A 22,261-nucleotide genomic window follows, 5' to 3' on the forward strand; every position below is an offset into this window, starting at 1 on the left:
CTCAGACTGTGACAGTGGAAGGGATTATCTCGATGTCGGTGTGCAGCAGCTTGTGGACCAAGTGGATGTACTCACGTCCATAGCACGACCCCATGAATCCCGTATATCGAGCATCCGCGGGGACGTCTTCAAAAGTCACTGCATCCTCGCAGAGCTCAATGCCTTTTTCAAAACTATTCTGAACGGATCGGACCATCGTCGCAGGACGATATGTTGTGTCTTGAAACATGGCATCGAACACGGGCGTTAGAACTTGCAGTACGGTCAAGTTTCGCTCGGCTGCTTCGGCAGCGGCGTCGCTCATCGTGTCGGCGTTCAAGAAGCACACCAGAACGAAATACGTTGGGCTTGGTGTGTTCGCATCCTTGTACGTGATTGCGATGGTGTTGATCATCCGGTAATTCCGCAATTCGTACGGCTTTGTGCGCGCCTTGTTTTCAATGATCTTTGTGAAATGATGTGTCATGAATTCTACGTGCATGATTCCAATGGTGACAGTTCGATAAAATCTAACTTGATTGTGGCTTGTGCGTGGTTGATGCCTCAATGATCAAGTCCGTAAGGTTGATCACGCCTTGCTCATCAAAAATTGAGCGCCGAAAATACAATATGTGGCTGTTTGTATGGGCGCGGTATCACCCCAACTTATGATCCACATCCAGTGGGATCAGCGCAGCGCATTCAATGTGCTGACTGCTATTGAAGGCGACTGCGGCAAGTTGATCGAAGGGGTTTGACGCCAATTCCGCAGCGCGCTCAACTGCGTACTTCTATTGGCGGCGGTCAGTCGCCTGCCTTTGATATGAGGCCGCGTTCCGTCTGGACCGACAGCATCAAATCCTGCCTGGGAACCTGTCGCAAGCGTGGCATTGAACGCGCGCGCCACCAGCGTCTCTGTGTAGTCGGCCACAGGGTTGTTCGCTGAACGTATAACCCCGCGCTGCCGCCACGCGTCCATGACAGTGCAATGGAGATCGAGCAACTGCCGGTCCGTGAGGTCATCTGTGTTCATTGCACGATCCTTGTCCACTGCAACGCGTAGAATAGCCATCATATCTTGGGCTATAGTCTTCGCCCAACAAGCCGCTGGACTGGCATCTCTAGGGAGAGGCGCTATGGCTGGCTTTGTTGGGTTCTTGCTTCTTGTTCTTGTGCTGGTTGTCTTGTTCAAAGTCGAGGCGCCTAGGGGCCAGATGATCCGTCAGTTACGTGAGAAGTCCGCCCAGCAGGGCAGGATCTGTTCGCACCGGTGCGCAGCCCCAAACCCGAGGCGCTGATGAAGGCTTTGGACGCGGCCAGCCACAAGTTCGGGCGCGGCAGTCTGTCGTTTGCGTCGCCCAGTGCGAGCCCGAGCGGTGCCGCCAAACGGGCCATGCGGCAGGGGCATCTGTCGCTTTCCTTTATCACCCGCTGGGATGAGATACTTGTCGCCAAGTAGGGCTGCTACATGCGTGGCTTTGGATGGCCTGCTCACAGATGAAGTGGCGGGTTTCAACAAGGGGGTTGTAATGAAATGGACGTTCGGCATGAGATCAATTGGCTTATGTTCCGATACAATGAAACCGATTCTCGCGCTTGTCAGCATTTCAATTTTGGGAGCTTGCGATCAGTCGGCGCCACCTCCAGCGTCTCCCATCCCGCCGCCTGCCGTGACAGAATCTGCCCCTGTAGAAGTGGAGCCAGCGGAAAATCCTGCGCACGAGGCGGCAGCTTCTGTTGGCGTGTCCGACTTGTCCGAGGTGGTCCAGGATCTGTACCAGCAAATGAAAGACAAGAAGGCGCTGCAAGATAAGTTGTGGGCCGCCGCAGTCGCAATCAATGACTACAACCATGTAGGAACATACTACAACGAGTATCACATTCCCGAGCATTCATGTTACGTACTTGGGCGGCTGTTAAAGCAGGATAAATATATTTCTGGAACCGTGATGACGTACGATCCAGATTACGTCACCCCCACGACTGAGAACGCCCAAGACCTGCGCGTTATGGCTGTCTCGTTGAGCAACTTTAACAGTGTGGCGAACGGCATCATTGGGCAGGCTCACCATGAGCGCGTGATCGAATGGAATTTGGACTGTGTGGGTCGATTTGGCATCCCGACAGATGCGTCAATCGAGCAAGTAGGACAGTCGTCGTTCTACGTGATTAAAGCTGAGGGCCGAGTACTGCAAGTTTTAGGGGATATCGAAAAAGGCTTCGCACAAAAAGTAATTGATGCAATTGAAGCCAATCCAACGGTTGAGCAGGTTGCTTTGGGGAGCGGAGGTGGGTATGTGCTCGAAGCAATCGCGGCCGGTCGGTACATCCGCAGCAAGGGATTGGAGACATCGTTGTGGAACAACTGCTATTCCGCATGCCCATTGGTGTTTATGGGAGGCGTGGAGCGAGTCAACTGGTCTCCATACGGGGACCTGGGCTTTCACCAAGTCGCAGATGAAAACGGGACGGCTGTGCCGGTGGAACATCCCATATATCAGGCAATCTTCGACTACGCATCACAGATGGGCGTTGATTCAACATATGTTCTCAAGCGCATGTGGAGTTCGCCGCCGTCTGGTATGACGATGGTTGAAGGGCAGGAGGATGAACTGTGTGATGCACTGATTATCACCTGGGTCCAGCGGGGCTGTTCTAAGCCTAATTGATGGACAGCTAAAAGGAATTTTCCGTGAGCACATTTCAGCGCAATTTTATGGTTCTTGTCATTTTGATGTTCGCGCTCATGCAGACAGCCATGGCGTCCGACGTTCCACCCCAAGACTCTGAGAATTGGCCGGCGAATTCCGCGTGGGTAAAGGAGTTGCCTGCCCTTGATCAGAAAATCGTTTTGGTATCGCTGGGACTGGGCATGTCAGCCCATGTCGATACGAAGTTGATCCCCGCCGTCAAAAGCAAAAGCGACATGCAATGGGTATTGAAAGTTGCTGGCACGTCCAATGTCATGTTGGCGGGGCTGGCGACGCGCAGTGAGGAATTGCGTGCGATATTAGATGAGCGGTCCGAGGTCTATCTTGAAGTCATCAATGGACGGATGGGGGCGGATGAGTTTGAACGCAGAATGGCCCTGATCAATTTGAAAATCGAAAAGGCTACCGCCCACGTCACGCCACAGCAAATCGCCCAGGTCCGCAGCCAGTACCGCAGCAGATTGCACGATACTGAAACAGCTTTGATTGCATTTGCTAAACTGAGTGCAAAGTAATTATGCGGGCATAAAAAAGCCCGCTGTGCGCGGGCGTATGCTGTGGTTTATGGGTTGTTAGGAGTTGGTTTCATGCTCCTTACGCTTGGGCTTGGCCGGAAGTTCGGCATCCACTTCCGCAGCGATTTCGTCGGTAATGCGGCGGACCGTTCTTTGAGCCTTTTTCGTAAAGGCCGGTTTGGTCTTGCTCGCGGAGTGGAAGAGGCGCAAGTCGCGGAAGAAATCGCCGTCGAGTCGGCCCTTTCCGCAATTTGCAGCTATCAGTTCCCCACTGGAACCGTTCTCCATCTCTTCAACGATGCGCGCAATAGACAGTGCGGTCCTGCTATCAATATCGTGAACTTTCTTTGCCATCTTGTTCTCCTGCCCCGAGGGCGAGACAAGGTATAAGCGCGCCGCGCAGTGAAGACAAGCCGCGAAGCTGAACCGTCTGGGGGCGCGTGGAGTTCGCCCAGGAGCAAGGCCACCAGATATGCGTATGGGCCGTCGATCACAACCCTAGCGGCTGTGGTCGTGGGCTTGCTGAACCATGGTGCAGTTTTTGAGCATCGGAGTGCCGGAGACATGCCCATTGCCCAGGCAATCGAGCGTTACAGACTGCCCACTGCGCAAACCGGCCAGCTCGTCCTTGCGGGCCGGGTCCAACACGGCCACGGGCCGGTCGTGGATCCCTGTGCCCTCAAGAGCCAGGAGGGGGGAGCGCCGGTACAGGCGGGCTCCTCAGCGACCACCCCAGTGACCCTAAGCCTCACGCCCTTGTAGCGCTTGTCGGCAGCGTCGGCGTCGCGCTCGTACGCCGTCACCAGCGCCGAAGACTCCACAGCAAGCGGGACATCGGGATTTCCAGCTGCAGCCAAAATCAAAACGGTCGAAATTAGGCTCATGACGGTGTGTAATGGATGGCAAGACCCCATGCTACACGCTCGCGTTCGGAGAACGCATTGACCGCCATTATTATGACCCGTGAACAGATGTTCGCCCTAGCCGACCAAATATCGATTCGGGCAGCGGAAGGCCAAATCACATCCAGCCATGTGGAACAACTCGGTGCGCTCATTGATGCGGCCAATGACTCCAACGACCTTGAGTTGATGCAGAAATGCATTGAGGTGATTGGCAATTGCGGGGAATTGGCGGACAAGCGGCACGGGTGCGTGCTGCACTACTTTCACGCCAATGCCTTGGGCTGGCTGTACACGCACCGTCGTACCGATGAGAACGCGCTGTCGTGGATCCAGCCAGACAACACCGCACAGATTTATCAGTTGCGCTCAGCCATCGCGCATGAGGGGTTCGGGAAGCACCCTGATGAATTTCGCGCACAGATTCACTCCAACTTGGGCAACGCGTTCAATAAGACGGGCCGCGTACATGATGCGTTGGAGCACTGGCGCAAAGCGTTAGAACTCGATCCCATGCTTGCGATGGCGCAAGGCAATATGGCGGGTGCATTGTTCTTCTACGCGCGCAACCTGTATGACGTGGGGCACCGGGAATGGATCAACATCGAAGGCCGCGAGCAACTGCGTAAGGCGGTTGCCATCGGCGCTCACGGTGCGACGTTCGTTGAAGCCGCAGAGCGCTTTCGGCTCATGCTGGAAGCCGTAGAACTTGGTTTGGATCGGTACGGTGTTGAGAGCAACCCGGACCTTACCTGGATGGACACGTTCGCATTGGGCCGCAGCGCCCAGGAGAAGCGCTACCGCCGCTGGTGTTTGGACAACAGGCTCTTCCTCAGTCCCATGAACGATGCGTACACCCAACCGGTGGCCGCAACGGACTCGCTTTCTCTACCAACACACCGGGCCGACGGAGTAGGGATCTCGTACTTGGCCGCATTCAATCAACTCAAGCAGGAGTACATCTACGCGCGGTGGTGCATGTTTGTTGGTCTGGATGATCAGAAGATCAACATGGCCGACCGTGAGGTTCTTTTGTCGTCCAACGCCGATAGTGCGCGATACAGCATTGCCATTGAGCAGGTCAAAACAGCCTATCGCGCGGCGTATTCACTGCTGGATAAGGTCGCGAACTTTGTGTGCGACCGTTGGGACATCAATGCCAAACGCAAATCTGCGGATTTCGCACGACTGTGGCGGACTGAACCCAAGAAGGGCGTCGAGACAACCATTCGCCCAGAGTTTGAAGGCAGTGAGAACATCTGGTTGCATGCGTTGTACAGCTTGTCCGAAGACATCTTCAATGAGGACGTAAGGCAAAGCGCCTCACCAGACTCCCAGCAACTGCATCTTGTGCGTAATGCTTTGGAGCATCGATTTTTCAAGATCGTTTGGGCCCGCTCCGATTGCGACGAAACATCAATGCTCCACGACCGACTGTCGGAACAGATGACCTTAGACGACTTCCAGCGCAAAGCTCTGCGTGTGCTGCTCATGGCGCGATCCGCGATCATGTACCTTTGCCTTGCAATGCACCGCGCTGAGCAGCAACGTCATGAAAAAGAAGAAGGGCTGTCTGTGTCGTACGGGGTTGCGTTTATACCCGACAAACTGAAAGGGTAGGCGTCCCGAAGCTCTACGAAGAGGGAGAACACCATGGCGTTCAAATTGGTCGATGTGGAAGACCTCGTGGCGCATGCCAAGGCATCTGGTGTGAGCAAGATCAGCGTTGATGTCCCATTGCTCGCGTCATACAGCCAAGAGACATGCGTGTCGCATACCCAGTGGATGACGGGTCCGCATTTCAACAAGAACTATACGTGGTTGCACGTGGACGCAGATGGAGTGCCGTTCTACGCTGGGTACGGTCGAGGGGCGTTTGCTTGGCAGAAGAACGGAGGAATTGCCTGGGAATGGTTCGTCCGAGAACGATTGGGCGGCGAGTACCGCGTGGTTGTGCTGGCGGTCGGAATGTCCGATGCGCACGCCCAGAGCATCTTTGAACAGATGCTAGAGATGTACAACAAAAGGCTGCTCAATCAAACAAGCTTCCATCGTGGGATGGACTACGCCGCGCTTAAAGAAGAGAACGACAAGAAGACGGCTATTCGCCCGTACTACGTTGTGGTCCGCAGCAAAAAGCCAGCTGCAGTCATCTTTAAAGCCGCTTTGACGGCTCAAAAAATGCAATACGACCTCAACCCCTACCGCACGGAAACGGGCCGATTTGGTGAAGTGCTGCGGGACATGGACGCGTACCAGCCAATCAACACATCGTTCATTACGTACATTGTGGAGTGGTACATGGGGCAGGAAGACATTGAGGCGGCACGGGAGGCACTGGCCGAATTCAAGCGGCGTGCGCCCCGGCACAACAGCCACGAAAGAATTACGCGGTTGGATAAGCTTGTCGAACGCGGGCGCTTCTACCGGCGTCCAGGCTGGCTTGACCAGTAACGCTATGCATCATTCCATGGGCGGACGGCGCCGGCGAGTGGACTCAGGATGCAGCCAGCCACTTGCCACCTCATCCACAATTCGGTAAGCCTTCTTCTGGCGCTCTAGGTCGGAGTTGATTGCGTTCTTTTCATTTGCTCTGAACTGTTCAAAGTCGCGCTCAATATCTTGACTTTCACCAGTTCCGGTCCACTTCTGTCCCAACTGACGTGCAGCGGCGGTGCAGCACGAGCGGTCAACCAAGATGTCCGCCGCCAAGTCACGCATCACGTCATGACGAGCTTGCATTTGCACCAGCTGTGACCGAAGGTTGGCGATTTCGCGCTGGGCTTCTTGCAATCTCTGGATGTTGTCCAGGTCGTTTCGAGCCTTCAGCCTCTTGAGCTTTTCGTCCTGCTGATCGTTCTTGATCATCATCACAGCGGTTACGCCCGCGCTGCGTTGGACTTCATCTGCAAGCAGGTTTTGAGTGTCGGCGCCGCTTGAAACAATTACGTCGCCAGTTTGTTTGATATAGCTCATGATGCCCCCTTGGATGCGGATACGCTGATTCACTACATCAGTAATCATGATTTGGCAAGGGGGGGGTAAAAGAAAAGGCCGGTGCGTGCACCGGCCTTTTCTCATTTGTCGCGACCACCAAACTTTGAAAGTAATTTTAGAATAATTCTTAGTTTGGAGGTTGGGGTGTGGCTTAAAATTGCGATAATTACGATGGTAGTTATGTAGATATCCATTATGTTTCCTTATATTTGTATATGGCATATTCATCTCTGAAGTGTGCGGAGGGAATTCTACACGCCACGTTATAATTAACAATAGGTGACAGCCGCCGTCTGACTGGATCAGCGCTATCGCCTCCCATCGCTTCATCAAGAGCATCTTTGAAGTTACCCGGTAAGTGTCTTGTGCATTTATGGGGTAATTGTGAGGATTGTATATTCAACAAGTATTGCTTTGGCGTTGAGCGTTGTTTCAACAGTGCATTGTCAAGCTCGAGAACAAATTGACACTATCGAGTCGGTGCAAGACCAGGATCTGGCCGAATTTCTGACCGTGGTCGGGTCAAAGCTTCGCACGTACACGGACAGGACCGGTCATGAGGCCTGTGCGGCAATTGGCATCCGGGACAATGGTTCGTACAGTGTTCAAGTCTTCACCGACGGGGTAAGCATTGGTTGCACTATTGATACGGGCGAAATTCAGCCGGGAGCGCGATTTACGGGTGAAATCATTCATTCGCACCCCACCCCAAAAATTCTCTCAATTGGCGCTGCGGAACGGGCGTGGGCCGAACGCCACAAAGCCCCAATCGCTGGGGCAGCAACCGTGCGCAACGATGGTTCGTCTGGTTTTTCGCGCGTTGACCACAACTATTCGGGCGTAAGCTGGTTGGTTGCTGGTCGGACACTCCTAAGAAATGACGAGCGCGGGAAGACTCGGAAGGTTGGAGAAATCCCCCGATGATAAAGAGACACTCGCCGCCAAGTCAGTCGCATCTGTACTCGTAAAGCTCCAGTCGCGCTCCATCGCTATCCCAGCCCACTGAGGTGTATTCGTAAACGACTACGCTTGCGCGGTTCAATTTCTGGCACGAACATTGGCTCGGCCAGTTGATTTGAGTTGAACCAATGCTGCTGATTCTCATCCCGTAGTGCTGGGTTGTTAGGGTTGATAAACACGCATTTACTTCGGGCGTGATCGTTCCGGACCTTTGGAAGGAGAAGGGGCCGTTGTATTCGGGTGCCCAGGTCGCGTATCCAAAGTTCTCGCTGACGTTTGGATTTTTGATGCATTGCCCGGCGTTGTATTGGTGTGCTCCATACAGCGATGTCATTGTTGAGTTGTCGCAAGCAATTGCCCAACCAAAGCCACTCTCGCCTGCACGCGCCCACGCGCCCCGAATGGTCTGCACAGGGAGGCGGGTTGGAAATGTTTCTGAAATCGCGCAGGTGTTCACATGATTGCGTTGCGCGCCGGTGTCGTACCATCCACTCCAGCCACCAACATTTGGGGGTGATGGGGCGGTTTGGCCACTTGGGCAACTGAAACTGATTGTGCGTTGACGGTGCTGTTGCTTTTCAAAGCTGTTTTGCCCGGAAAAGCCGCTGGGGCACCCGTTGTCCACGCGAACCCACTGGCTCATCGGTTTCGTTGTACGCGCCAGGACAAGCTGCACAATTGGAGCTGTGATTGCGTGTGCCGCTTTCTACCCAATTGCTGTAGGTCTCACTGCGGCCCGGCGATGTCTGATTGTCTGATGCATTGCAGGCGTATGTGATCTGCACAGTTTTGGGTGAACAGCGCCTCCCATCTTTGTGTTCCGTACGTTCCAGTGGCGCAGGATCCGGAGCGTGGTTCGCTTCGATTCAACACTTCTACGGTATTTGCCGGACAAGCGTTGCAGCTTCCAGTGACGGATGAGCCTTTTACAGTCCATATGCCGCTCCAAACGGGAGTAGTGGTGGCCGAGGCACAACGGGAGAATTGTTCTTCAATTCCATTGCGCTGGCCGTATGTGTTGATTGGACACGCCACACTTGTTGCGCGTTGCATGCGTCCGGGTGTGCAGCAAGTGCCCGTCGTAACGCAGCTGGCGCTGCAAGTGTTGTTTAAGGTTTTCCAGTCGCTCCAACTTTCCGCGTTGCAACTGCGGTAACGTTCTTGGGTGATGGTCCCTCCTTGGCCCGCTTCACAGGAGGTTGTGCGTACTTCTTTGTCCGTCCTGGGGTCGTATGTGCAAGGAGTGGATGCGGGAGCAGGGGCGGCGCAGGATTGTGTTGCAGTGATCCAGGAACCCCACTGTTGGCTGGGGCATGTTTTTGTTCTGCTTTCAATCACAAATCCAATTTGACCACTGGGGCAGTTGGCGACTCGTTGTTCCGTTTCGGGGATGCATGCAGTTCCTGGGGCGATAACGGAAACCGGTGGTATCGGTTTCGCATTTGTGGAGCAGGTGTTGCTTGTCGTTACCCATGATGTCCATTGCCGGGTGGGGCAGGCTGATGTGGTGCAGGCGCCATTTCTGCGTTGTGTGATTGATCCGCTTTTGTTTTCGGGGCACGCCAGTGTTTGTGCTTGAATTGTTGGCGAGCATTCGCACGCGCTCAAGTCGTCAGCGGCGTACGACGTGTTCTTATTGGTGTAGCGGAAAAGGACTTCATTAGTTTGAGCGGGTGCCGCATTGGAGCGCAAGATTTGCCTCATGCAAAGCACTGTATGGCTTTTGTACCTGCACTCCATTGACTCGCACGAAGTCCGCCGATTTTGACAGCGCCGTTCCTAACTTGACGCATGAGCCGGTAGGGGCGGCCATACAAATCAGATCAATTGAGTCGTTGGTTCCAAAGGCCGTCCCCGGTTGCACAACAGCTTTTTGAGCTATGGAGGTGGGTGGCTTGTACGTCAATGCACCAAGGCCGACGAGCAATATCAGGCACAATGTCAGTTCAATTAAGCTAAATCCTTTGGCGTGCATTCGGCCCCCTGCAAAACAAACACATTGTTTTACAGTGCGAGGGAAATGGGATTTGGCAAGCTTACGAAAATTGTATTGTCAATATTGCAAATGGCAACGCGTGTTCCGCATGGTCGGGGCGTTCGTTGGTGTGTCCACGGGTCCGTGATGGAGGAGCAGGGCCGAGAGAGGCGGGGACACCTTGAGACAGGTTGGGACGGTGCGCGCCATTTGCTGTGTCCACAATGTGTCCATGCCGCATGTGTCCACGCTCAAACACAAAAAACCCTTGCATTGCAAGGGGTTCGTGGGTATAAATCGGCCCACGCTAATGGTGCTTCATCAGCGGGGTGTGTTCCTTGGACGCCTTGGCGTTGCTGGTGTTGTCTTTTGTATCAGTCACTTGGGGCGTTTCGCGTCTTGGCAGGGCGTCGGGGCGTGGCCACGCGCAGGCATGGCCGGAGAGGCCATTAGTGTAGCGACCTGGGGAGGTCGATGATCCGCGGCACCCGTGCTGGGCCCGGGGGCTGTCCGTGTGCCAACGCCTGCGCCCCTGCGCCGGCACTTTGGTTGATTTCCCCAGGGGCCCACGGTAGTGTCAGCCCCGGCGATTTCCGCCAAGCGGCCTCCATGGAAACCGGGGCGACTTATCCCCCGGGCGGGCGTTGATGGAAAGAACAAGCATGACTGCAGCCTGCATGGCCGCCGAACCTCGTTACACCTGGCGTACCGTCCTGCTGAGCATCCTGGTCGCCATCGTTCCGCTTGCCGGCTCCGCACCCTACACCTTGCTGAAGGCGGTGCTGCTGCTGGCCCTGCTGGTCACCGGCGTGGTTCTGATCCGCCGCCAGCCCGATGTCCGCCTGCGCTACCGCATCGCCCGGTTCATCGTGATCGTCTGCTTCCTGCGCCTGGCCTATGCCTTCTACAGCATCCTCTGGCACGGGCTGCGCTGGAACGAGCTGGATCTGCCGGCGCAGACACTGCTCTACCTGGGCACCGCTGCCGTGTTCGCCACTGCGCTGGACTGGCGCCTGATCTGGAAGATCTTCGCCGTGTCCACCCTGGTCTTCGGCGGGTCGTGCATCGTGCAGCACCACGTGATGGGCCTTGAACGCGCGCACGGTTTCAGTGGCGGCGAATGGACGGCGATCGAGTTCACCATGGTGACGCTGTGCATGGCGTTGTTCTCGGTCATCCGGTTGATCCAGCCCAATGTGCATCCGGCCGAACGCTGGCTGCACGGCGTGGCCATCGCGGTCGGCGTCTACGGTTCGATCCTGGCGCAGAGCCGCGGGCCGATCCTGGCGTTCATTCCCGCCATGCTGATGGTGATTGCGGTGCACGTCCGGCGCACCCGGCGCTGGCGGGGGGCACTGACCTTCGTCGGTGCCCTGGTCATTGGCGTGGTCGGTGCCACCTCGGTGCTGAACCATGAGGTGATCCAGCGCTTCGGTGAGGTCAGTGGCGAGATCTCCGGTTTCAACCAGGAAAACGAGGTCGGCTCGGTCCGTGAGCGCATCGCCATGTGGGGCGTGGCGGTCGACGCCTTCGCCGAGCATCCCGTGGCGGGGGTGGGCCTGAACCAGTTCGGTACCTATGCACGTGAGGGCATCGCCCGCGGCGAGGTGTCCGAGTCGATCTTCCGCTACAACCACCCGCACAACGAGTACCTGGAAGCGGCGGTGACCGGTGGCGTGCCGTTGCTGCTGATCATGCTGCTGGTCTTCATCCTGCCCGGCATTCATTTCGTGCGGCGTCTCGGCCACGCCGACGACATCACCGCGATGATCGCCACCGCCGGACTTGCCGTGGTCATCGTCTATGCGCTGTCGGCGTTCACGGACAACGTGTTCTACCGAGCGATGCCCCATTCGTTCTATTTCTACCTGGTGCTGGGCTTCATGCTGGCGACCGCCTTGCCTGCGCGCGACCTGCGCCGGCCAGGGAGTCCCTCCTGATGGCGCATATCCACCTGCTGGCCGCCGACAACCAGCGTGGCCTGTCCCATGACATCCAGGTGATCGAGCGCTCGTTGCAGCAGCTCGGGCACACGGTGACGGTCAGCCGTCTGGACGCGGTGCGCAATGGGGGGGCCTGGAAGCTCCGCGGGATGCGGCTGCGCAGGCTGCTGGCCTCGTGGCTGAGCCTGGGGCGCACGCCGGCCCGGTTCGACATCAACATCTCGCTGGAGCATGTCCGGCCGGCAAGCTTCGGACTGGCCGAGGTCAATCTGTTGATTCCGAATCCGGAATGGGTGTCCGCACGCAGCCTGCGGATCCTGCCGCGGTTCGATGCGTTGTTGACCAAGACCGAAGACGCTACGCGCATCTTCAACGCACTGGGCATGCGCGCGCTGGAAGTCGGTTTCTGCAGCCGTGACCGCTACGACCCGGCGGTGCCGCGCAGGCCGCGCAGCTTCCTGCATGCAGCTGGTACCAGTCGCATGAAGGGCACGGCAACGCTGGTCGAGGTCTGGAAGCGCCATCCGGAGTGGCCCTTGCTGACCATCCTGCGCGGCGGCCCTTCGGACGAAGATGAGGGCGGGGCCGCGAACCTGCGGATCGTCCGCGAGCGGCTGCCCGACCAGGAGGTGCAGCGCCTGCAGAACGAACATGCGTTCCACCTGTGCCTGTCGCAGACCGAAGGCTGGGGCCATTACCTGGTGGAAGCGATGAGCTGCGGGGCGGTGGTGATCACCTGCGATGGCGCGCCGATGAACCAGATGATCGACGACAGCCGCGGCATCCTGGTTGCCGCGCACGAGGGCGAGCCCTGCCATCTGTCCAGGACCTGGCATGTGGATGAGAAGGCGCTGGAACAGGCCGTCGAGCGTGCGCTGGCGATGGACGAGGCCGAGTGGACCCGGCTGGGCGCCAATGCACGCGCATGGCACCTGGCCAGCGAAGTGGCGTTCCCACGCCGTCTGGGCGAGGCCCTGGCCAAGCTTTGAGCTGATGGGGCTGGTTGCTGCAGAGTGCTCAGCCTGGCACCAGGGTGATCTGCGGATGGCTGCCGAAGATCTCCATGACGATCTCGAAGTAGGTCTGTCCCTGGCCAAGCGACAGTGCCGTCAACTGAGCGTGGATGGCCGGACCGTTGAACCTGCCGCCCTGATCGAGTTTCGACTGCAGCCAGGCGCGCGTGGTCTCGCGGCCCAGTGCCTCGCGGCTGTGGGCGATGTCGCGCCACACCACCGTGGCGGTGGCATGACCGGCGAGCGCGCCGTAGCCCCCGTGCAGCAGGTCATCAAGCGCGTCCAGGCTTGCGCCCAGCTGCCAGTCTTCGTCGGCCATGAATACACGATTGATTTCCACGTAGAGGCTGGCGATGTCGTTGATGGACGCGCCTTCGATGTGCAGGATCCGTGTCATCTGCAGACTGTAGCCCTCCGGGGCGACGGTTGTGTCCGGCGCAGATAATCCGGGCCGCCCTGGATGGGGTGGCGTTATTATGGTGTTAATCCTGCGTGATTTTCATCGGGCGCTGGCGTGTCAGCGCTATTCGATAAGGATATGGCGCCATTATCGGTTGCCGCATTTTCTGACTGCCTGCACAGTTCCATATATTTGGATCGGTCCATATATAAAGTCCCGTAAAGTTTCCCTCCGCTGCGCCGCCATCGAACGTACGGCCACGATCAAGGGAATTGAGATGCTTGCCTTACGTAATCTCCGTGTGGGATCCCGGCTTGGCGCCGGCTTCGGTCTGCTGCTGCTGTTCATCATGGCCATCGTCGGCCTGGTGCTGTATGGGAATCAGCTGAAATCCGCCCAGTTCGAGAAAGTGGTGGACGTCAACATGGTGAAGATGCGCCTGTTGAATGACATGCTTGATACCAACAACGCGGTGCTGATGCATCGTCGCCTGATGGTGATCAAGCGGGGTGACGAGTTCGACAAGGATTACCAGCGTGCCCAGGAGTTGTCGCGGACCTATGACGGTATCTGGGCCAAGTACATCAAGATTCCGCGTGACGCTACCGGCGATACCCTGGTCGCGCGCATCGAGGCGGCCCGCAAGGCCACCGATGCATCAACCCAGCAATTGCATGAGCGCATGAAGGCGGGGGATTTCGATGGTGCAGCGAAGGAGCTGCTGGCCGAGCACGGATTGGCAACGGCCTGGAATGAATCCATTTCGGCCCTGCTGCGCCACCAGGAAACACTGACCGAACGCAGCCGCGAAGAGTACCGCGCAACCGAATCGTGGACCGGCACGCTGTCGATCGCGTTCGGGGCACTGAGCCTGTTGCTGGGGACGTTGGCGGCCTGGGCGATCACCCGCAGCCTGACCCGCCCGCTGGAAGGAGCGGTGAAGCTGGCCGACGGCATCGCCAGTGGCCGCCTGGACAGCAGCATCGACGCCACCGGCAACGACGAGGTGACCCAGCTGCTGAAGTCGATGCAGCGCATGCAGGCACAGCTGCAGTCGGTGATGGCGGCACAGGGGGAGCTGGCCCGCCAGCACGATGCCGGCAGCCTCAGCTACCGCATGGACGAAAGCGCATTCCCCGGTGACTACGGGCGCATGGTGCATGAGACCAATGCGCTGGTTGGATCGCACGTGCAGGTACAGAACCGGCTGATCGAGGTGATGAAACACTACGCACGCGGCGATCTGTCGGTGGACATGGACCCGCTGCCCGGCGAGAAGGCGGCGATCACCCAGGCGATGGACGAAACCAAGTCCAGCCTGTCGGCGATCAACAGCGAGATCCGCCGGTTGGCGACAGCGGCCGCGGCAGGCGACTTCAGCCTGCGCGGCGACGAAGATCGCTTCGCCTATGATTTCCGCGACATGGTGGCCGGGCTCAACCGCCTGATGCAGACCACCGACGAGAACCTGGTGCAGGTGTCGACCCTGCTGCAGGCCATCTCGCGCGGCGACCTGACCGTGCGCATGCAGGGTGATTTCCATGGCGTGTTCGCGCGCATGCGTGATGACTGCAACGCCACCGTCGACCAGCTCAAGCAGATCGTCGGCCGCATCCAGTCCAGCGCCTCCAGCATCAATCTGGCCGCAGGTGAAATCGCTTCGGGCAACACCGACCTGTCGCGGCGTACCGAACAGCAGGCGGCGAACCTGGAAGAAACGGCAGCATCGATGGAGGAACTGACCTCCACCGTGAAGCAGAATGCCGAGCATGCACGGCAGGCCAACCAATTGGCCATCGGCGCGCATGGTGTTGCCTCCCAGGGCGGTGAAGTGGTGGGCCAGGTGGTCACCACGATGTCGGCCATCGAGGCATCGTCGAAGAAGATCGCCGAGATCATCAGCGTCATCGACGGCATCGCCTTCCAGACCAATATCCTCGCGCTGAACGCGGCGGTCGAAGCTGCGCGCGCCGGCGAGCAGGGCAGGGGCTTTGCGGTGGTGGCCAGCGAAGTGCGTACGCTGGCGCAGCGCTCGGCGGGTGCGGCCAAGGAGATCAAGGGGCTGATCGAGGATTCGGTCGGCAAGGTCGCCGACGGCTCGGCGCTGGTCCGCCAGGCGGGCACCACGATGGGCGAGATCGTGGCCTCGGTGCAGCGCGTGACCGACATCATGGCCGATATCTCTGCTGCCTCCCAGGAGCAGAGCTCGGGCATCGAACAGGTCAACCAGGCGGTGGTGCAGATGGATGAGACCACGCAGCAGAATGCGGCGCTGGTCGAAGAAGCCAGTGCTGCGGCGCGCTCGATGGAGGAGCAGGCCAACCTGCTGGCCGAGGCGGTTTCGGTGTTCCGCACGGGGGCTGTGACCGCCGCCGCCGCGGTGCGCCCGGCGCTGGCTGCCGTGGCGGCATCGGTTGCGCCGGTACGCCGGCCCGCGGTGCTGTCGCCGCGGATCGAGCCGACGCTGGCCGCCAATGCGGGTGGCTGGGAAGAGTTCTAGCAAGGCAGCACGCCGGCAGGGAGACGGCGCCCATCGCGACGGCTGGTCGCGATGGGCGCGGATTTTCTTCCTGAACGTGCGATGGCCGATGAAGTGGCGGACACGCGCATTTCACTTCCGGTTGCCAACTGCGGGAGGACACTGGCGCCATACCGGAACTCAGGAGATGGCCATGAAGACCTCGACCCGATTGCTTGTGCTGGGCACCCTGCTGGCGGCTTCGTCGGTGGCCGGCGCGCAGACCTATGGCCCGCGCGATGAGGGACGCAAGTTCAACGACGGCAGCCGCGTGGTCTGCAAGAACGTGGAAGTGCAGCGCAACTCGCGCGATCCGAACCGCATCACGGGTACCGCTACCGGCGCCGTGATCGGTGGCCTGCTCGGCAACCAGGTAGGTGGCGGCAACGGCAAGAAGCTGGCCACCGTGGCAGGCGCCGTCGCCGGTGGTGCAGCCGGTCGCCAGATCCAGGGCAACAGCCAGCAGAAGAACGGCGACCGCGTGGTGGAACGCCGCTGCGAACGCGTCTACCGCTGATCGATCGCAGCCAGACCCCGCTTCCCCTTCCACACCGCAGTACTCGAACGCCGGCCCAGCGCCGGCGTTCGTCGTTACGGAAAAAGGGGACGGAGGGGATTAAGTCGTAATCCCCCAATCTGCCGTTTACGACTTAATCCCCTCCGTCCCCTTTTTTGCGAGGAGGCGCCAGGCGGCGAGGGCACCGTAGAGCAGCAGCAGGGCGCTGAGGGTGATCAGTTCATGGCTGACTTCGGCCAGGCTGGCGTCCATCTGGTTCAGGCGCACCATCAGGTTGATGCCCGAGGTGGTCGGCAGAAGCTGCGCCAGCCAGACCAGCGGTTGTGGCGTCATCACCGCCGGCCACGACAGGTTGGCGAGGAAGAACAGCGGGATCGAGGTGGCGATGATGTACTGGAAGGCGCGTTCGCGGGTTCGGAAGAAGCTGCCGACGAACAGGCCGAAGGCCACGGTGGCGGCGATGAACAAGGTGCCGCCCAGTAGCTGGCCCAGCGGGTTGCCGCCGCGCGGATAGTCCTGCACCCAGGCGGTGAAGCCGGCGTAATAGAACAGGCCGAACAGGCCGATCAGGCCGAAGCCCAGTGCCATACCGGCCAGCGTCGGCAGGTCGAAGCGCAGGCGGCGGCCGAGCGCGAGACGACGGCCGCCGAGCAGGACGCCGATGCCCATCAGCAGGGTCTGGTGCACGATCAGCTCGGCCACGCCGGGCACGATGGCGCTGCCATAGCCTTCCTGGGTGTTGTACAGCGGGCGCTGCACCAGGGTCACCGGTGGTGCCTGCGGCGCGCCCATGAAGGCGGCCTGGCCGACCACGGCGTCACGACCGAAGGCACCCAGTGCATCGGCCACGCTGCCCAGCACCCAGCTGGCACGGCCCAGGTAGGCACCGTTGCCGAGCAGCACCAGCTTGGCCGGATGGCCGCGCAGGATGTCGCGCTCCAGGTTGGCCGGGATCAGCACGATGCCTTCGGCATGACCGGCTTCCAGCTGCTGGCGCGCGCTGTCGATGTCCGCCGGTTGCCCGACCACGCGTGCGACCCGCAACGCGTCGAGCTTTCGCAGCAGCTCGCGGCTGGTGGCACTGTGGTCTTCATCCACCACCAGTACCGGCAGGTTGCCGGCCACCTGGTGGCGATACGCGGCCGGGTAGAAGAACGAGTACAGGATTACCGCGCCGACCATCACTACGATCGCATAGCGGTCGCACAGTACCGCCATCAGGGTCTGCCGCAGGCTGCGCCACAGTGCGCTCATGCGTCGGCCCCCGCCGGTTGCGCGGCTTCGGGCGTACGCGCGAAGGCGATCAGGCGCAGCCCACCGATGCCGCCAGCCACCACTGACATCAGCAGCAACGTGGCCATCGGCCATACCGAAACCTGCAGCGGCGAACCGATGAACTGTTGCTGGGTCTGCAGCTTGATATAGGCGCTGAGCGGCAGCAGCTGATGCCAGACGCGGGTGAATAACGGCCCGTCCAGCACCGGGAAGGTGGCGCTGGAAAATGCCAGTGCAGTACCGATGCTGAGGCCGACCGCGGACAGCGCGGTACCCATGTCGCGGGTGACGCCGACGAAGAACAACGCGTAGGCGGCGGTGGCCAGATAGAACAGGGGTTGAGCGAGCAGCAGCAGGAGCACGCTGCCGGCCACACCGTCGCCGCGCAGCCAGGCCAGGTAACCGATGCCGAGCGCGCCATACAGCGAGAACAGCAGGATGTACGGCGCGACCTTGCCGGCAATCGCCAGCCACGGCGTGCGGCCCAGCCAGGCGGGCAGGGTGCCGTCGCGGATCTCGCGGCCGAGGCTGCCGGCCACCGCAAGTGCCAGCACCAGCGACAGCACTGCCGGGAAGATCAGCGGCAGCAGGAACAGCTCGTAGCTGCGCGCTGGGTTGTACAGGATGTCCGACTGCACCGCGATCGGTGCCGCACGCAGCTTGGCCGGGCCGACCTGCAGGCCGATGCGCTCGCGCAGCAGGCGCGCGTTCCAGGCCGAGACCGCGTCGCCGATATCGCGCGCCGCGGACTGGCCGGTGGTCATGTAGGTGGCGTTGTAATAGGCGAACACGGTGCCCTGGCGTCCACGCAATGCCTGCCGGGTGACATCGCGCGGCACCAGTACGATGGCGAACACATCCAGCCGACGCAGCTGCGAACGTGCGTCTTCCAGGTCCACCGGCTGGCTGGCGATGCGCACGCCGGGGCTGGCATCGAGCATGCGCAGCAGCAGGCGGCTGTCGCTGCTGTGGTCGAGGTCGACCACGGCGATCGGGATGTCGCGCATCACCGAGGGCGTGAACATCCACGCCATCACGGCCAGCATCAGCAGCGGCAGCAGGGTGACCAGCAGCAGGTCGGCGCGGTTGCCGCGCAGCGACCGCAGCTCGCGCCGCCAGCTGGCGGCGAAGCTGCTGCTGTCGGGGCTCAGTGCTGGGGCCATGCGAACAGCACGCTCATGCCGGGGCGGAAGCCCTCGATGCGGCGTACCGGGCGCACCCGCACCTCGAAGCTGCGGACGTCGTAGCCGGACGACTGGCGGGTGGTCCGCCAGGTCGCATAGTCACCGGCCGGATTGATGAAATAGACCTCGAACTCGCCGTCCTGGCCAAGCGCCGGCACGCTGCCCTGCAGCTTGCTGCCGACCTTCAGGCCCTGCATCTGCGATTCGCGCAGGTTCATCGCCACCCACATGCGGTCGATGTCGACCAGGGTGAACACCGGGTAGCCGGCCGGCACCAGTTCACCCGGGTCGGCCATGCGCTTGTTGATCTCGCCGGCCACCGGCGCGCGCCCTTCCACTTCGACACGCGCGGCGTTGACTTCGGCCACCGCGCCCTGTGCCTGTTGCACCTGGCCCTGCGCGGCACGCTTGTCCTGCTCGCGTGCGCCGGCCAAGGCCATGTCGTACTGCGCGCGGGCGGCACGCGCCAGTTCGCGCGAGCTGGTGGCCTGGGCATGCGCTTCATCGCGCTTCTGCCGGGTCATCACCCCTTCGTTGAACAGGTTCTGCACGCGCTGGTAGGTGGCTTCAGCCAGCGTCGCACCAGCTTCAGCCCGCTTCCAGTTGGCTTCGGCGGCGCGGATGTCCTCGCTGCGCGCACCTTCGTCGGCCTTGTCGGCCACCGCCTGTGCGGCGGCCAATGCGCCGTGCGCCTGCTGTTCCTTGGCGGCCACTTCGGGGCTGTCGAGCAGGAACAGCACCTGCCCGGGCTGCACGCGGTCGCCCTCGCGCACCTTCAGTTCGGCCACGCGCGCGGTGATCTTGGCGGCCACGTTGATGGTGTCGGCATCGGCCATGCCCTGGATCTGGTCGGCCGGGCTGCGCCAGGCCAGCCACAGGCCGAGCACCACCACGACCAGCAGCACCACTATCAGGATCGGGCCCAGGCGGCGCTTGGCCGGGGGCGTCGTTGCATCGTCGTGCAGCACATCACTCATGGTCGATCACCTCGTCCGCACGCCGCCGGAACTCTTCGAAACGGTCCATCTGTCCACTGACCTCCAGCAACTGTGCCAGCGCAATATCGTATTGGTAGGCGGCCTGTGCGCGCTCGACGCGGGCGCCGCCGAGGCCGAGCCGCGCGTCGATCACATCCAGCGAAGTCGCCTGGCCTTCGCGGAACGCCAGCTCCTGCAGGCGCAGGTTTTCCTGTGCCTGGGCGATGCTGCTGTCGAGCAGCACGTACTGCTGGCGCGCGGTTTCCAGCTCGTTCCAGGCCTTGCGCACGCCCAGTGCGACCTGGTTCTCGGCCTCGCGCAGGCCCGCTTCGGCCTGGTCCTGCTGTGCACGCGCGGCGCTGATCTGCGCCGGCCGCGAGTTCGGCGACAGGAAGGTGTACTTCAGGCCGATGCCGAACGCCCAGTCCGGATCGGTCAGCATCTCGTCGCGGCGGCGAAAGTCGTACTGGCCGAAGGCGAAGATCTGTGGCTTCAGCTTGGCCTGCTGCACGCGCACGCCCTGTTCGGCCTGTGCCACCATCGCCCGCAGGCGTGCGATCTGCGGCTGGCGTGCCTGCGCAGTACGCTCAAAGCTGGCCACCGGTTCCAGCGGCACGCGCTGCACGAACAACGGCGACACCGGCTGTACCTCGCCACCACTGCGCAACAGCGTGGCCAGCGCCGCCTTCAGCGTGGCCAGGTCGTTCACCGTTTTCTGGTATTCGCGCTCGGCCTTGTCGCGGGCCACGGTGGCCTGCAGGCGCTGGGCGCGGGTGGCGAAGCCCTCGCGTTCCAGCTTCTCTGCGTCGGACAGGTGGCGGTTGAGGCCATCGCGTACGTCGCGGCGCACATCCACTGCCTGCTCGGCCAGGCGTTGGCCGAAATAAGCCTGGGCCAGCTGTACGGTCAGCGATTGGCGCTGAGCCTCGCGCTCGGCACTGGCCTGTTCGTGGGCGGCGCTGGCCGCACGTTGCGCAGCCGGAATCACGCCGCCGGTGTACAGCGGCAGCACCGCGGTCACCACCGGGCGGGTACGCCAGTCGCGTTCGGTGAACGACAGGGGCGAGTCGATGCCAAAGGCCTCGGCCACCGGCGCCAGCGAGCCCAGTGGCAGGGTGAGGGTCTTCTGGAACTGCAGCCGGCGCACTTCGCCGGTGATCTCCGGCAGGCGCAGCAGGCGGGTGGCGTCCTGCAGGTCCTGCTTGTTGCGCACCGCTGCATCAGCGGCGGCCAGTGCATCGGAGACCTGCTCCAGGCGCTGCCGCGCCTGTTCCCAGTCCAATGCGGGTGCATCGGTGAGAGTCTGCGCCGCTGCAGCCAGTGGCAGGCAGGCTGCCAGCGCCAGCGCGGCCCTCGCGCCGTGCATCCTTGTACGTCGGCCGATCACGCCCATGCCGTCCCAGTGGTGAAGAAGTGCGCAAACGGTAGTGCGCGCGGCGTGAAGCCCGGGTCTGCGGTCATTGGATTGTCCTCATCGTAGGGTGCCGCTGGCCGCAGTGCGCAGCGCCTGGGTGATGTGCTGCAGCGTGCTTGAGCGTACGGCGGCATGCTGCCAGTACAGCGGCACATCGAGCCAGCGGCGGGGTTCCAGTACCACCACGCGGCCCGCGCGCAAGGCGGGCGCAACCAGGGTTTCCGGGGCCATGCCCCAGCCGAGTCCGCACGCAGCGGCTTCGACGAAACCGGTGGAGGAGGGCAGGTAGTGTAGCGGTGGCTGCAGGCGGGCGCGGGTCAGGCGCCGCACGAAGCGCCATTGCAGTTCATCCTTGCGGTTGAACACCAGCATCGGTGCACGCGCCAGTGCCGCAGCCTGCATGCCGTCGCGGAAGTACTGGCGGGCGAAGCCGGGCGAGGCGACAGCGTGGTAGCGCATCGCGCCGAGCGGGTGCACGTTGCAGCCTTTTACCGGCTGGCTTTCGGCGGTGACCGCGCCGAGCACGCTGCCATCGCGCAGCAGCTGCAGGGTGTGATCCTGGTCGTCCATGCGCAGGTCGAACAGGTAGCCATGGCGCTGGTGCAGTTCGGCGATGGCCGGCACGAACCAGGTATCAAGCGAGTCGTCGTTGACCGCCAGGGGGATCGGCGTGCGCGCAGCGTCGCTGCCACGCTCGGGCAGCAGCTCGGCCAATGCCTCGGCCTCCAGGGCCTGCATCGGCCGGACCCGGCGCAGCAGTGCTTCGCCCGCGGTGGTCGGCCGGCACGGTGCCTGGCGCACGACCAGGACCTGGCCGAGCCTGTCCTCCAGGGCCTTGATCCGCTGCGACAGGGCCGACGGGCTGATCGACAGGCGGCGTGCCGCGGCGTCGAAGCTGCCTTCTTCCAGCACCGCAGCAAACGCGGCCAGTTGCGGATGTACCAGATCCATCCCGGTGCCTCTTCAGTTTTCCTGCACAGG

General features: G+C 61.0%; 21 protein-coding genes. 10 read left to right on the forward strand and 11 right to left on the reverse strand.

The window, feature by feature from the left end; all coding sequences use genetic code 11:
* Window position 1: 1 nt before the first annotated feature.
* Together ACX9OT_RS18950 and ACX9OT_RS18955 are read right to left on the reverse strand one after the other, a co-directional pair.
* Window positions 2-394, reverse strand: a complete 393-nt coding sequence (locus tag ACX9OT_RS18950) for a hypothetical protein (RefSeq protein WP_459003182.1) — start codon at window positions 392-394, stop codon at window positions 2-4.
* Between the two features lie 273 nt (window positions 395-667).
* On the reverse strand, window positions 668-1,012 hold the full coding sequence (locus tag ACX9OT_RS18955) for a hypothetical protein (protein ID WP_459003183.1): 345 nt from the start codon (window positions 1,010-1,012) through the stop codon (window positions 668-670).
* Between the two features lie 264 nt (window positions 1,013-1,276).
* On the opposite strand from ACX9OT_RS18955, the gene ACX9OT_RS18960 reads away from it, so the two are divergent.
* The 3 genes from ACX9OT_RS18960 to ACX9OT_RS18970 all read left to right on the forward strand — a co-directional run bounded on the left by ACX9OT_RS18960 (window position 1,277) and on the right by ACX9OT_RS18970 (window position 3,205).
* A complete protein-coding gene (locus ACX9OT_RS18960; protein ID WP_459003184.1) occupies window positions 1,277-1,438 on the forward strand; it encodes a DUF4113 domain-containing protein in 162 nt (53 codons plus the stop codon).
* A 70-nt stretch (window positions 1,439-1,508) separates the two neighbouring features.
* Complete coding sequence (locus ACX9OT_RS18965) at window positions 1,509-2,648, forward strand: COG3904 family protein (RefSeq protein WP_459003185.1); 1,140 nt, start codon at window positions 1,509-1,511, stop codon at window positions 2,646-2,648.
* Window positions 2,649-2,671: 23 nt separating this feature from the next.
* Window positions 2,672-3,205, forward strand: coding sequence for a hypothetical protein (locus tag ACX9OT_RS18970; protein ID WP_459003186.1), 534 nt, complete (start codon window positions 2,672-2,674; stop codon window positions 3,203-3,205).
* A gap of 57 nt (window positions 3,206-3,262) precedes the next feature.
* Here the strand turns inward: ACX9OT_RS18970 and ACX9OT_RS18975 are convergent, their stop codons facing one another.
* A complete protein-coding gene (locus tag ACX9OT_RS18975) occupies window positions 3,263-3,559 on the reverse strand; it encodes a hypothetical protein (protein ID WP_459003187.1) in 297 nt (98 codons plus the stop codon).
* Between the two features lie 587 nt (window positions 3,560-4,146).
* Between ACX9OT_RS18975 and ACX9OT_RS18980 the strand changes: the two genes are divergently transcribed.
* Together ACX9OT_RS18980 and ACX9OT_RS18985 are read left to right on the forward strand one after the other, a co-directional pair.
* Complete coding sequence (locus ACX9OT_RS18980) at window positions 4,147-5,727, forward strand: LA2681 family HEPN domain-containing protein (protein WP_459003188.1); 1,581 nt, start codon at window positions 4,147-4,149, stop codon at window positions 5,725-5,727.
* Window positions 5,728-5,760: 33 nt separating this feature from the next.
* Complete coding sequence (locus tag ACX9OT_RS18985; protein WP_459003189.1) at window positions 5,761-6,561, forward strand: hypothetical protein; 801 nt, start codon at window positions 5,761-5,763, stop codon at window positions 6,559-6,561.
* Between the two features lie 9 nt (window positions 6,562-6,570).
* Here ACX9OT_RS18985 and ACX9OT_RS18990 read toward each other — a convergent pair whose 3' ends face one another.
* On the reverse strand, window positions 6,571-7,083 hold the full coding sequence (locus ACX9OT_RS18990; RefSeq protein WP_459003190.1) for a hypothetical protein: 513 nt from the start codon (window positions 7,081-7,083) through the stop codon (window positions 6,571-6,573).
* A gap of 967 nt (window positions 7,084-8,050) precedes the next feature.
* Window positions 8,051-8,707 carry a hypothetical protein gene (locus ACX9OT_RS18995; RefSeq protein ID WP_459003192.1) on the reverse strand — a complete coding sequence of 219 codons (657 nt, stop codon included), beginning with the start codon at window positions 8,705-8,707 and terminating at the stop codon, window positions 8,051-8,053.
* 150 nt (window positions 8,708-8,857) lie between these two features.
* Here ACX9OT_RS18995 and ACX9OT_RS19000 point away from each other — a divergent pair, with 150 nt between their 5' ends.
* The 3 genes from ACX9OT_RS19000 (at window position 8,858) to ACX9OT_RS19010 (ending at window position 12,971) form a co-directional block, all read left to right on the forward strand.
* Complete coding sequence (locus tag ACX9OT_RS19000) at window positions 8,858-9,220, forward strand: hypothetical protein (protein WP_459003194.1); 363 nt, start codon at window positions 8,858-8,860, stop codon at window positions 9,218-9,220.
* A 1,481-nt stretch (window positions 9,221-10,701) separates the two neighbouring features.
* Entirely contained in the window at window positions 10,702-11,979 is a 1,278-nt protein-coding gene (locus tag ACX9OT_RS19005) for an O-antigen ligase family protein (RefSeq protein WP_459003196.1), read from the forward strand.
* Window positions 11,979-12,971 carry a glycosyltransferase gene (locus ACX9OT_RS19010; RefSeq protein WP_121503891.1) on the forward strand — a complete coding sequence of 331 codons (993 nt, stop codon included), beginning with the start codon at window positions 11,979-11,981 and terminating at the stop codon, window positions 12,969-12,971. The genes ACX9OT_RS19005 and ACX9OT_RS19010 overlap by 1 nt, the downstream gene beginning before the upstream one ends.
* Before the next feature lie 28 nt (window positions 12,972-12,999).
* Here the strand turns inward: ACX9OT_RS19010 and ACX9OT_RS19015 are convergent, their stop codons facing one another.
* Entirely contained in the window at window positions 13,000-13,392 is a 393-nt protein-coding gene (locus tag ACX9OT_RS19015) for a barstar family protein (RefSeq protein WP_049462356.1), read from the reverse strand.
* 280 nt (window positions 13,393-13,672) lie between these two features.
* On the opposite strand from ACX9OT_RS19015, the gene ACX9OT_RS19020 reads away from it, so the two are divergent.
* Both ACX9OT_RS19020 and ACX9OT_RS19025 read left to right on the forward strand, forming a co-directional pair.
* The gene (locus tag ACX9OT_RS19020; RefSeq protein WP_121503890.1) at window positions 13,673-15,895 is read left to right on the forward strand and encodes a methyl-accepting chemotaxis protein; all 2,223 of its coding nucleotides are present in this window, start codon (window positions 13,673-13,675) and stop codon (window positions 15,893-15,895) included.
* A 166-nt stretch (window positions 15,896-16,061) separates the two neighbouring features.
* Window positions 16,062-16,430, forward strand: a complete 369-nt coding sequence (locus ACX9OT_RS19025; RefSeq protein ID WP_032127541.1) for a glycine zipper 2TM domain-containing protein — start codon at window positions 16,062-16,064, stop codon at window positions 16,428-16,430.
* A gap of 126 nt (window positions 16,431-16,556) precedes the next feature.
* Here the strand turns inward: ACX9OT_RS19025 and ACX9OT_RS19030 are convergent, their stop codons facing one another.
* The 5 genes from ACX9OT_RS19030 to ACX9OT_RS19050 all read right to left on the reverse strand — a co-directional run bounded on the left by ACX9OT_RS19030 (window position 16,557) and on the right by ACX9OT_RS19050 (window position 22,231).
* On the reverse strand, window positions 16,557-17,684 hold the full coding sequence (locus ACX9OT_RS19030) for an ABC transporter permease (protein WP_459003199.1): 1,128 nt from the start codon (window positions 17,682-17,684) through the stop codon (window positions 16,557-16,559).
* Window positions 17,681-18,868, reverse strand: coding sequence for an ABC transporter permease (locus ACX9OT_RS19035; protein WP_459003201.1), 1,188 nt, complete (start codon window positions 18,866-18,868; stop codon window positions 17,681-17,683). The genes ACX9OT_RS19030 and ACX9OT_RS19035 overlap by 4 nt, the downstream gene beginning before the upstream one ends.
* Window positions 18,853-19,866: an HlyD family secretion protein gene (locus ACX9OT_RS19040; protein WP_032127538.1), complete on the reverse strand. Its 1,014-nt coding sequence runs from the start codon at window positions 19,864-19,866 to the stop codon at window positions 18,853-18,855. The genes ACX9OT_RS19035 and ACX9OT_RS19040 overlap by 16 nt, the downstream gene beginning before the upstream one ends.
* Window positions 19,859-21,259, reverse strand: coding sequence for a TolC family protein (locus tag ACX9OT_RS19045; protein WP_459003203.1), 1,401 nt, complete (start codon window positions 21,257-21,259; stop codon window positions 19,859-19,861). The genes ACX9OT_RS19040 and ACX9OT_RS19045 overlap by 8 nt, the downstream gene beginning before the upstream one ends.
* Window positions 21,260-21,337: 78 nt before the next feature.
* Window positions 21,338-22,231, reverse strand: coding sequence for a LysR family transcriptional regulator ArgP (locus ACX9OT_RS19050; protein ID WP_459003205.1), 894 nt, complete (start codon window positions 22,229-22,231; stop codon window positions 21,338-21,340).
* Window positions 22,232-22,261 lie beyond the last annotated feature (30 nt).

This window comes from Stenotrophomonas genospecies 3 (assembly GCF_054473855.1).